Source organism: Clostridium algidicarnis DSM 15099, from assembly GCF_002934235.1.
Taxonomy (GTDB): Bacteria; Bacillota; Clostridia; order Clostridiales; family Clostridiaceae; genus Clostridium_L; species Clostridium_L algidicarnis.
This window is the reverse complement of the sequence record NZ_PTIS01000030.1, coordinates 1-11,806: the sequence shown is the minus strand read 5'-3', so window position 1 is coordinate 11,806 and position 11,806 is coordinate 1. Positions and strand designations below refer to the sequence as shown.

Genomic DNA, 11,806 nt, shown 5'->3' with positions numbered 1-11,806 from the left:
GGGAAGAAAAGTAATACAAAAACTTTGTGGATTAAAAGGATTTGGAGATCTTAGCTACAATTAAGAATAAAAATGGGCATGGTAAATTATAAATACCTCATGTAAAATAATGGATAATAAATTAAACAAAATAGTTGCCCACTTTTACTTGACTCAAACAAAAGCGCACTCCACCTTTAAACTTTATGTCAAATAATATATAATAAAGAAGAATAAAAAATTAATTAATTAAGAGAATTAACAACAGTAACTAAAACTTTATAAAAGTTTATAAAACTGTATTGAATTTAAATAATGTTTATGTTGTAATGGGTTCAAGAGGTGATATAAATGAAATATTATTCTATTGGGGAGTTTTCAAAATTAATAGGGAAAACATCACAGACATTAAGAGATTGGGATAAAAAAGGTGAATTCAAGCCACATCATGTTTCACCAAGTGGATATAGATACTATTCACAAGAACAACTTAATCATTTCTTAGGAATCAAAGGCATTGAAGCTAAAACTAAAAAAGTAATTGGATATTGTAGAGTTAGCTCCCATAAACAAAAAGATGATTTAGCAAGACAGATAGAAAATGTTAAAACCTATATGATTGCTAAAGGTTATTAATTCGAAATTATACAAGACATAGGAAGTGGGATAAACTACAATAAAAAAGGATTAAATCAACTAATAGATATGATAACTAATTCAGAAGTTGAAAAAATAGTAATTCTATATAAAGATAGATTGTTAAGATTTGGTTTTGAAATTATAGAAAATCTGTGTAACAAGTATGGGACTACTATTGAAATAATAGATAATACTGAAAAGGCAGAAGAACAGGAATTAGTTGAGGATTTAATTCAAATTGTTACAGTTTTTAGTTTCAGATTACAAGGTAAAAGAGCCAATAAAGCTAAGAAAATGATTAAGGAGTTGCTTAAAGGTGATACTGGGAAAGAAAGTTAGGCTATATCCAATTTTAGAGCAAGAACAAAAGCTATGGCAATCAGTAGGTACTTCAAGATTTATTTATAATTGGACACTTGCAAGACAAGAAGAAAATTATAAGCATGGTGGTAAGTTTATATCTGACAATGAGTTGAGAAAAGAAATAACAATACTTAAACAAGATGATTTAAACTGGCTAAATGAAGTATCAAATAATGTGGCTAAACAAGCTGTTAAAGATGGTTGTGAAGCCTACAAGAAGTTCTTTAAAGGTCTATCAGATAGACCAAGATTTAAAAGTAGAAGAAAAGCAAAACCCTCATTTTATAATGATACATCAAAACTTAAAGTTAAAGAAAGTTCAGTTCTAATTGAAAAAGTAGGTTGGATAGCTATAAAGAAGAGTTCGATACCTATAGATTGTAAATATACTAATCCAAGAATAAGTTTTGATGGGAAGTACTGGTTTATATCAGTTGGGTTAGAAAAGGAAAATCCAATGGTAGAGTTAACTAAAGAGAGCATAGGTATTGATGTTGGAATAAAAGATTTAGCTATATGCTCAAATGGGATGACTTTTAAAAACATTAACAAAACAAAAGCAGTTAAAAAGTTAAAAAAGACTTTGAAAAGAAAACAAAGACAGTGTTCGAATAAGTATGAAAAAAATAAAAAAGGAAAGGAATACGCCAAAACCAAGAACATTGCAAAACTTGAAAAGCAAGTAAGATTACTTCATAGGAGATTAGCCAATATAAGGGTTAATCACCTGCACCAAGCTACTAACAAGATAGTGAAAACCAAGCCATCAAGAGTAGTTATGGAAACACTTAATATCAAGGGTATGATGAAAAATAAACATTTATCAAAAGCTGTTGCAGAGCAATGCTTATATGAATTTAAAAGGCAAATGCAATATAAATGTGAGTTTTATGGAATAGAATTTGTTGAAGCTGATAAATGGTATCCATCATCGAAGACTTGTAGTGGGTGTGGAAATGTAAAAGCTAAACTTTCACTATCAGAAAGAACTTATATCTGTGAGAATTGTGGCTGTATTATAAATAGAGATTATAATGCAAGTATAAATCTTAGTAGATATTCAGCATAATTACCTAAACAATTATGCCTGAGGTGTACCATGCGTTGTATGGGAAGTTAAGCCCCTGGACTATTATATCAAACCAAAGTAGTTTTTAACAAAATGGGATAGGTTGAATGGGGAATTAAACAAGCTTTATAGAGTTTTATAAGGTTTTGGCAACGGTGATATTATATGGACGTTAAACTTACACAATACGCAAAAACCTCAGGATGAGCAGCTAAAATAGGGCCGGAGACCCTTTCGAAAATATTAGATAGATTACCTAAGATGAAAGATGATAATTTAATCGTAGGTATAGAAACTAGCGACGATGCAGCAGTTTATAAATTAAGTGATGATATAGCAACTATACAAACCTTAGACTTTTTCACACCAGTTGTAGATGACCCTTATACCTTTGGGCAAATTGCTGCATCTAATTCATTAAGCGATGTTTATGCAATGGGAGGAAAGCCCATAGTGGCATTAAACATAGTTTGTTTCCCTAACTGTCTTCCTATTGAAGTTTTAGGGGAAATATTAAAAGGTGGCGCAGATAAGGTATTAGAATCAGGTGCTGTAGTAGTAGGAGGACATTCAGTGCAAGATGATGAACCAAAATTTGGACTATCTGTTACAGGAACGGTTCACCCAGATAAGGTGTGGAAAAATTATGGCTGCAAAGAAGGAGAAGTTTTAATATTAACTAAGCCTTTAGGACTTGGAATATTAAACACAGCAATAAAGGGAGAAATGGCCAGTAAAAAGGCCTATGACATGGCAGTTAAGGTTATGGTAACTCTTAATAAATATGCAGCAGAAGCTATTATGGGTAAAGATATAAGTGCATGTACTGACATTACAGGCTTTGGACTTATGGGACATGGATATGAGATGGCAGCAGGGTCTGGGGTAACTTTAAAGGTATATAAAGACAAGGTTCCTTATATAGAGGAAGCCAAAGAGTATGCCAGTATGGGACTAGTTCCAGAGGGAAGTTACAAAAATAGAGAGTATATAAAAGGCAAATACAAATTACAAAATGTGGATACATGGATGGAGGATATACTATTTGATCCTCAAACCTCAGGAGGACTTCTTGTAAGCTGCAGGGAAGAGACAGCAGTAGAAATAATGAAAGACCTAGATAAGCTAGATATAAAGTCTAATATAATAGGTGAAGTCTTACCTAAAGGTGAAGTAGATATAATAGTAGTCTAGAAAGTATAAGATTTAAATAAATACTTAGTATTGTATAAACAAAAAGTATATATAAATCATAGGTGTAATGGTGGTTTAGGAATTTTAAACTGTTATTTTAAAGATGTGTTAAAGGAGGGGTGACGTATGAACAAAGATTTATTAAGAAAATTACCTAAGATGGATGAATTACTTGAAGAAAGCTTAGTTTTGAATGCTTTAGAGAATAATATGAGGGTTGTTGTGATGGAATCTTTAAGAGAAACTATAGAATTTTATAGAAAGTCCATACTTCAAGATGATATTGAAGACTTTTCTAAAGAGGATATAATGAATTATTTCACTAAAACATTAGAAAGAAAGCGTAAACCTAATTTAAAGAAGGTAGTAAATGGTGCAGGGATTGTAATTCATACTAATTTAGGTAGGTCTATATTATGTGACGAGGCCTTAGAAAACGTTATTGACGTAGCTAAAAATTATAATAACCTTGAATATGATTTAATAGAGGGAAAAAGGGGCTCAAGATATAGTCACATAGAAGAGATTATAAAAAAGATCACAGGAGCTGAGGCAGCGGTAGTAGTTAATAATAACGCAGCAGCTGTAATGTTAGTTTTAAACACTCTTTGTGAGGATAAAGAAGCCATAGTTTCAAGAGGACAGTTAGTTGAAATAGGAGGCTCTTTTAGAATACCTGAGGTAATGAAATTTAGTAGGGCAAAGCTTATGGAAGTTGGAACTACTAATAGAACTCATCTTTATGATTATGAAGACAATATAAATGAAAATACTGGAGTTTTATTAAAGGTACATACTTCAAACTTTAAGATAATGGGATTTACAGAAGAGGTACCTATTGAAGAATTAGTTGAACTTGGTATAAAGTATGATAAGCCAATAATAGAGGACATAGGAAGTGGGGTTCTTTTAGATCTATCTAAATACGGATTCATCCATGAGCCTACAGTACAAGAAAGTATTAAAAAGGGAATTGACGTAGTTACCTTTAGTGGAGATAAAATGTTAGGTGGCCCTCAAGCTGGAATAATTGTAGGAAAGAAAAAATATATAGATAGAATAAAGAAAAATCAATTAACAAGGGCACTTAGAATAGATAAGATGACATTAGCAGCCTTAGAGGGTACTTTAACCTGTTATCTAGATGAAAAGGAAGCATTAAAAAGAGTACCTACATTAAGAATGATGTTATTAAACTCGGAAGAACTAAAAAGAAGAGCACAAAAGCTTAAAAGAAAACTTCAGGGATCTCCAAAACACTTTAGTTTTAGTGTAGAAAAAGACTTTTCTATGGTAGGTGGAGGATCCATGCCTACAGAAAAGATTGAAAGCTATGCACTTAAAGTAAAAAGCAATAAGATTCATGTAGAGGTTATAGAAGAAAAACTAAGAAGTAATACTATTCCTATAATAGCAAGAGTTTATAATGGAGAAATTATAATAGATGTAAGGGCTCTTTTAGAAGAAGATCTAGATATAATAGCCAAAGCTTTTAAAAACATGGGAGAGGTTTAAAATGAAACATATTATAATTGGAACAGCAGGTCATATAGACCATGGTAAAACTACACTTATAAAAGCCTTAACAGGAAGAGAAACAGACACTACAAAAGAAGAAAAGGATAGAGGTATATCAATAAACCTTGGATTCACCTTTTTTGATCTTCCATCAGGAAAAAGAGCAGGTATAATAGATGTACCAGGTCACGAAAAATTCATAAAAAATATGCTAGCAGGAGTAAGTGGAGTAGATTTAGTAATTTTAGTAATAGCTGCAGATGAAGGAATTATGCCACAAACAAAGGAACACTTTGAAATACTTCAACTACTAAATGTGAAAAAAGGAATAATAGCATTAACCAAAGCAGACCTTGTAGATGAAGAATGGCTAAGCATGGTTAAAGATGAAGTTGAAGATAATTTTAAAGGTACATTTTTAGACGGGGCCCCTATAATACCTGTGTCATCTAAAACTAAAATGGGTATAGAAAGCCTTATAGAAGAAATAGAAAAGGCAACAGAGGAAGTAGAGCCTAAAGATACAGAAGGTCACTTTAGACTACCAGTAGACAGAGTGTTTTCTGTAAGTGGATTTGGAACAGTAGTTACAGGAACTATAATAGGTGGAAAAGTAAAGGAAGGAGATACAGTACAAATTTATCCTTCCATGGCTATAGGCAAAATAAGAAGTATACAAGTTCATGAAGAAAACGTTAAGATAGGAGAGGCCGGTCAAAGATGTGCACTTAACATTACAAATGTAAAGGTTGAAGATATTGGTAGAGGCGATGTAGTGTCAATACCTCATATAATGGAGCCTTCCATGGTTATAGATTGTAAGCTTTATCATCTTAAAAATTCACAAAAACCTATAGAAAACAGACAAAGGCTAAGATTGTATCACGGTACTAATGAAATATTATGCAGAGTAATAATTTTAGACAAAGAAGAAATAAAGCCAGGTGAAGAGGCTTATGTTCAGTTAAGGCTGGAAAGGCCTATAACAGTACAAAGGAATGATAGATACGTACTTAGAACCTATTCACCTATGGTAACTATAGCCGGTGGATCTATTATAGAGCCAGTAGCAACTAAAGCTAAAAGGTTTAAGGAAGATTATATAAAAGAACTTAAAATCAAAGAAAGTGGAGACCCAAAAGATATAGTTGAAAGTACAGTTTTAGCTATAAGCTCAAAATATCCAACGGAATTTGATATATTAAAAGCTCTAGGTAAAAATCATGAAGATATAAAAGATATATTAAAAGAACTTGTAGATAAAAATAAAATAATAAGCCTTAATTCCAGTGATAAAAATGTATACATTCACAAAAGTTATTATGAAAATAAACTTAAAGAATTAATGGATTTATTAGAAAAGTATCATAATCAAAATCCACTTAAATTTGGTATGTCAAAAGAAGAGATAAAGGGTAAAATCTTTGGCAGAGAAATAAAACAAAAAACCTATGATGAAATATTAGAAATCATGCAAAGTCATGGCTCAATAAAAGTTAACGATAGCTTTGTAGCCTTAGAAAGTTTCAATATGGAATATACAAAAGAACAAAAGGAAATGAAAGATAGGATAATAAAAACCTTTAAATCTTCAGGATATAATTCTCCAAAGTATGCAGATATGGAAGCTAAAGAAAAGGATAAAAAGACATTTAAGATGGTCTACGAATCCTTAATAGATACAGGCTCATTAGTAAAAGTAATGGAAGATGTAGTGTATCTAAAGGAAGATTACCTAAAAGCTAAGGATATAATTAAAATTTATATAGAAGAAAATGAAAGCATAGGCGCAGCAGAAGCAAGAACAGTACTAGATACCAGCAGAAAATATGCAGTAGCCATCTTAGAGCATTTTGATTCTATAAAGTTTACAAAGAGAATAGAAGATAAGAGAATATTATATTAGTAGGTGGTAAGTAAAAGCTGACTTAAATTTAAAAGTCAGCTTTTGTTTTGGTTTATATATATATATATAGAAAATTACAATATATAATTTTCAATAAGTAACTTTAAGGCTACACCAAGAGACATTACTATAAATATTGGTTTAATAAGCTTACTTCCCTTATTAAGAGCAACTTTTGTACCAAAGTTTGCTCCAAATACCATGAATATAGCTATAGGTATGCCATAAAGATAATTTATCTTACCCTCTATAGCAAAGACTACAAGTGAAGTTACATTGCTTATAAAATTTAAAAATTTAGCATTGCCACTAGCACTTATAAAATCAAATTTAAATATGCTTATTAAACCAAATATAAGAAAAGACCCAGTGCCAGGACCAAAAAAACCATCATAAAATCCTATAGTAAAGCCAAGCAGTATTCCAAGGGCTAAATTTAGCTTCGTAACCTTGGTAAATCCATTTTCCATACCAAGATTTTTTGAAAATAGACTATAAGCTCCTACAAATAATATTAATGCCATAACTAAAGGATAGAGAAAGTCTTGATTTATAAGAAGGACAGTTTTAACTCCTAAAACAGCACCTATAAGAGTAAAAGGAATTATGTATTTTATAACCTTAAAATTCACCTTACCAGAACGAGCAAACCTTAAAGAACTAGTAAAAGAACCTGTGGTAGCAGCAAATTTATTTGTGCCCAAAGCGAAATAAGGAGAAAACCCAGCAATAAAAAATGCCGGAACACTTATAAGCCCACCACCACCAGCAATAGAATCAACAAAAGAAGCCAAAAATCCAGCAAAACATAAAAAAACTAAATTCCACACAGTAACACCATCCTAATTTAATTAGATATTTTTAATTACAAGCCTGATAAAAATTGATTTATACCTTAAAAAAGCAGCAGTTAAACATAACTTAAACCTTCAAGTATTGCATTTTAAAAAATCATAATATAGTATAAATACCGAGAATATTATAGCATAAAGCTATTAATATTAATATGAAGTTTACACATAATGTATCTATATAGTGTATAATCTGTATCTATAGGAATAATATTTTCGTATAAATAAACCTAAGTATTTTCAAAAAATAATCAAGTAAGAAGACCTATTTTTGCATTGGATTATTATTTTTTTAAGATACCCTATATGTTATAATATTAAAAATGAAGATAAGGAGACAAAATTATGTTAGAAAATGAAGAAAATAAAACAAATGAAAAAAAAGAAGAACTTATAATAGGTGATACAAATTTAGAAGAGGGAAAAGTAGTTTTAGATGAAATACCACTTATAAAAGAAGAAGTAACAGTGGAAGAAACCTTACTAACAAAAGAAACCACTATAGAAAAAACTCCTTTAGAAAATAACGTAGACCTTCATGAAAGTGAATCAGATATAAATGAAGAATATGAAATAAAAGAAACTTACGAATCTAACGCTAAAGCCCCAAAAAATGACGAAACTAAAACAGAAGAAGTAACATTTTTTGATAGCATACAAGCAAGCATTATAGATCAGATAGTAATAGGGGGAGCATCATTTATTCTTCTTATGATATTTAATTTTATAATGAAACTTATAAACTTACGTGTAGTAGATAAAATGGGTGTATATGTAATCATATATATAATAGTAAATATAATCTACTCACCAATAATGGAAAAAACTAAAATGAACAACACTGTAGGTAGAAAAGTAAGCAATATAAAATTAATAAAGAAGTAATGCAAAGATAGTATAAGATTAATGGAAAGTTATTGAGAAACCTATAACCTATGTAATTATATAGACTAATATAAAACTATATAACCATATAGATAAAGTAAAAGATTAATACAAGTAAGAGGAGCAGTTAAATGAAAAAAGGCGATATACTAGAGCTTAATATAGAGGACACAAGATTTGGTGGAGAAGGAATAGCTACACTAGAAGATATGAAGATATACGTAAAAGGAGCATTTCCAGGAGAAAAGGTATCAGCAAGACTTACAAAAAAGAGAAAAACTCATGGAGAAGCAAAGTTTATAGAAATAACTGAAAAGGCAGAGTATGAAATAGATGCTCCATGTCCTCATTTTGGAACCTGTGGAGGATGTCAAAGTCAACATGTACCATATGAAAAACAGTTAGAATTTAAAATGCAGTCAGTAAAAAAATTATTCAATAACGATGAAGTACCTATGGGAGAATTTCAAGGTATAGTAGGCACTGATAATCAATATGAATATAGAAATAAAATGGAATTTTCCTTTGGAGACTTTGAAAAAGGTGGAGAGCTTTGCCTTGGAATGCACGTTAAAGGCAGTTCATTTAAAATAGTAACTACAGATAGCTGCATGCTAGTAGATGAAGACTACAGAAAAATCATGAAAATGGTTTTAGAATACTTCAGAGAAAAAGGATTCCCACACTACAAAGTAATGTCAAGAGAAGGTTACCTTAGAAACTTAATCATAAGAAAAGCCTATAATACACAAGAAATAATGGTAAACCTAGTTGCAACATCACAAATTGACTTTGATCTAGAAGAATTAAAATCAAAACTTTTAGAATTAGAGTTAAAAGGAAAACTAGTTTCAATATTACATACAGTAAATGACTCCCTATCCGATGCTGTAATTGCAGATAAGGTAAATATACTACACGGAAAAGACTATATAACAGAAGAAATTCTAGGATTAAAATTTAAAATATCACCTTTAGCCTTCTTTCAAACAAACTCAAAAGGAACAGAAAAACTATATAGCATAGTAAGAGAGTTTTTAGGAGACGAAGAAAACAAAACAATATTTGACCTTTACTGTGGCACCGGAACCATAGGTCAAATCACAGCAGCCAAAGCAAAAAAGGTAATAGGAGTAGAAATAATAGAAGAAGCAGCCAACGCAGCCAACGAAAATGCTAAGCTAAATGGTCTAAGCAACTGCAACTTCATAGCAGGAGACGTAACCAAAGTCATCCAAGACCTAAAAGAAAGTCCAGACATAATAATCCTAGACCCCCCAAGAACAGGAGTACACCCAAAAGCACTACAATACGTAGTAGACTTTAAAGCAAAAGAAATAATCTACGTATCCTGCAACCCAAAAACATTAGTACAAGATCTTAAGTTCTTGGAAGAAAAGGGATATAAAATAGAAAAGAGCCTACTAGTAGACATGTTCCCAAATACGCCTCACGTTGAGACGTGCGTACTTTTGTCCCACAAGAATTCGCAGGCATCCTCACCGTCTTTATAAACCGGAAAATTAAACAAAATTGACTTTAGGGGCAGTTCAGCCTCATCACATGGGAAAATCTCTATTTCTTTGATTAGCGAAGAAATTAGAGATTTTTTCTCTTCATCGCTGATTTTGTCGTACACTTTGTCGAAGTTTGCCAATAGCGTATAGATGTTTTCTAAAGTAATAGCGTCTTGCTCTACGGCCTTACGGCGCAGCAAAACATCCTCAATTTTTTCTTCAAGCTCTACGATAATGTCATACAGTACATCAAGTCTGAGGGTCATGTCATGGATTTTACGTTCCCTGAAACGAGCATCCTCAGGCAAACTGTCAATTTCATTTTCAAGGCGAGTTTTATTCAGTTCTACCTCTCTTAGCTTGGATTCGTAATTTTTTAGCTCTCTGTTCAAAGTGGAGGTGTCTATTTCTTTTCCAATCCTTGATTTGATTTCTCCTGCAAAATCCTGATTTTTAATCAGCTCTCTTATCGCTTCAATGACAAGAGGTTCGATGTCAGTTTTTTTGAGCATTGCTTTATAATCACAGGTTTTTCCTCGTGCTGTTCGGGCTTTGCTACACATATAATAATAAATCTCTTTATAAGTACCATCTTTGTTCGTCCATGCGTGCTTGTTGGTGTACATTGGACCGCCACATTTAGGGCACTTTAAAATACCGCTTAACAAGTGTGCTCTGTCTCGACCTATTTTGGAGGGGGACTTAACACCTGTCAGTTCTCTTTTCTCATGTGCAGTATTCCATAGCTCTTCGCTTATAATCGCCTCATGTTGACCTTCGGCTATGATGTAATTTTCCTGCGGTATTTGCTTGTATTCGTTTTTACTTCCTTTAACTTTTTCACGAACACGCCTGCCATAGGAGATTTTGCCACAGTAAACAGGGTTATCAATAATCATCCTGATAAAATGTGTACCCCACCCAGAGAGAGTACCGTTATTCCGCTTTATTTTCTGAATACCTTGCAAGTTAAGATAGTTGGCGATTTTATGAAATCCCATATTCTCATTCAGGTATTTATCAAAGATAATGCGTACAGCTTCAGCTTCATCTTCTTGAATAAAAAGCTGCTTATCTTTGAGATAGTAGCCGTAAGGAGCAAAACCGCCGTTCCAGCCGCCTTGACGAGCTTTTTCTTTTCGTCCGTTCATAGTCTGCTCAATGATGTTTTCACGTTCTATTTCAGCAACGGCAGACAGAACAGAAATCAAAAGCTTTCCGCTTGTTTGAGATGAATCAATTCCTTCCTCTATGCAGATTAAATTTACGCCAAAGGCTTGAACGTGCTCTAATGAATTCAAAATATCGGCTGCATTTCTACCAAAACGGGATAGCTTGTATACCAATATATAATCAATCTCTAAACCATTTTCAATATCAAATAGCATTTGCTTAAAAGCAGGCCTGCCTTCTATGGATTTACCAGATTTACCGGCATCTTCGTATATGCTTACGATCTCCATTTCTTCTCTATCCGCAAAACGTGTTAAACTACTTTTCTGTCCATCTAAGCTGTAACCATCAACTTGCATTTCGGTACTTACCCGAGGGTAAAGCACACATTTTTTTCCACTCCTATTCATAGTCATACCTCCAATAAAATATTGGAAAATATCGGTATTTTAAATACAGCCACTTACTCGACACGGTTTAATTCATTCAGGACTTCAGCACCATGCTTTTCGATAATCTGCGAAAGCACATTTATAAAATAATGAAATGATTTTGTTGTCGTTGTCGCATACAATTCATGAGGTAGTGTAGCTTCGACTGTAGTTTCAGATAAGTTCTTGGATTGTCAATACTTTTTAAAACAAGTTTTATTCGGACATCTTTGATTTATATTCTACAGGTGTCATGTAGTTTAATGATCCATGTATTCTAT

At 32.2% G+C, this 11,806-nt stretch carries 8 protein-coding genes and 1 pseudogene; 7 read left to right on the top strand and 2 right to left on the bottom strand.

The annotated features are described in order from the left end of the window. Window positions 1–330: 330 nt before the first annotated feature. The 5 genes and pseudogenes from BD821_RS13145 (at window position 331) to selB (ending at window position 6,668) form a co-directional block, all read left to right on the top strand. Window positions 331–957: pseudogene (locus BD821_RS13145) on the top strand (IS607 family transposase). Further along, the gene (locus tag BD821_RS13140; RefSeq protein WP_104410865.1) at window positions 935–2,050 is read left to right on the top strand and encodes an RNA-guided endonuclease InsQ/TnpB family protein; all 1,116 of its coding nucleotides are present in this window, start codon (window positions 935–937) and stop codon (window positions 2,048–2,050) included. The pseudogene BD821_RS13145 and the gene BD821_RS13140 overlap by 23 nt, the downstream one beginning before the upstream one ends. 165 nt (window positions 2,051–2,215) lie before the next feature. Beyond that, a complete protein-coding gene (selD, locus tag BD821_RS13135; RefSeq protein WP_104410864.1) occupies window positions 2,216–3,244 on the top strand; it encodes a selenide, water dikinase SelD in 1,029 nt (342 codons plus the stop codon). Window positions 3,245–3,370: 126 nt separating this feature from the next. Continuing rightward, window positions 3,371–4,759, top strand: coding sequence for an L-seryl-tRNA(Sec) selenium transferase (gene selA, locus BD821_RS13130; protein WP_104410863.1), 1,389 nt, complete (start codon window positions 3,371–3,373; stop codon window positions 4,757–4,759). Between the two features lies 1 nt (window position 4,760). Beyond that, window positions 4,761–6,668, top strand: a complete 1,908-nt coding sequence (gene selB, locus BD821_RS13125) for a selenocysteine-specific translation elongation factor (RefSeq protein WP_104410862.1) — start codon at window positions 4,761–4,763, stop codon at window positions 6,666–6,668. Between the two features lie 74 nt (window positions 6,669–6,742). On the opposite strand, the gene BD821_RS13120 is transcribed toward selB, so the two are convergent. Further along, window positions 6,743–7,498, bottom strand: a complete 756-nt coding sequence (locus BD821_RS13120) for a TSUP family transporter (RefSeq protein ID WP_104410861.1) — start codon at window positions 7,496–7,498, stop codon at window positions 6,743–6,745. Between the two features lie 366 nt (window positions 7,499–7,864). Between BD821_RS13120 and BD821_RS13115 the strand changes: the two genes are divergently transcribed. Together BD821_RS13115 and rlmD are read left to right on the top strand one after the other, a co-directional pair. Further along, window positions 7,865–8,404 carry an RDD family protein gene (locus BD821_RS13115; protein WP_104410860.1) on the top strand — a complete coding sequence of 180 codons (540 nt, stop codon included), beginning with the start codon at window positions 7,865–7,867 and terminating at the stop codon, window positions 8,402–8,404. A gap of 131 nt (window positions 8,405–8,535) precedes the next feature. Then, the gene (rlmD, locus tag BD821_RS13110) at window positions 8,536–9,918 is read left to right on the top strand and encodes a 23S rRNA (uracil(1939)-C(5))-methyltransferase RlmD (RefSeq protein ID WP_104410859.1); all 1,383 of its coding nucleotides are present in this window, start codon (window positions 8,536–8,538) and stop codon (window positions 9,916–9,918) included. Here the strand turns inward: rlmD and BD821_RS13105 are convergent. Further along, window positions 9,855–11,504, bottom strand: coding sequence for a recombinase family protein (locus tag BD821_RS13105; RefSeq protein ID WP_104410858.1), 1,650 nt, complete (start codon window positions 11,502–11,504; stop codon window positions 9,855–9,857). The genes rlmD and BD821_RS13105 overlap by 64 nt on opposite strands. Window positions 11,505–11,806 lie beyond the last annotated feature (302 nt).

Excerpts from the sequence above, each read along its gene's own strand:
- rlmD (WP_104410859.1), top strand. The coding sequence starts at position 8,536 with ATGAAAAAAGGCGATATACTAGAGCTTAATATAGAGGACACAAGATTT.
- BD821_RS13115 (WP_104410860.1), top strand. The coding sequence starts at position 7,865 with ATGTTAGAAAATGAAGAAAATAAAACAAATGAAAAAAAAGAAGAACTT.
- selB (WP_104410862.1), top strand. The coding sequence starts at position 4,761 with ATGAAACATATTATAATTGGAACAGCAGGTCATATAGACCATGGTAAA.
- selA (WP_104410863.1), top strand. The coding sequence starts at position 3,371 with ATGAACAAAGATTTATTAAGAAAATTACCTAAGATGGATGAATTACTT.
- BD821_RS13105 (WP_104410858.1), bottom strand. The coding sequence starts at position 11,504 with ATGAATAGGAGTGGAAAAAAATGTGTGCTTTACCCTCGGGTAAGTACC.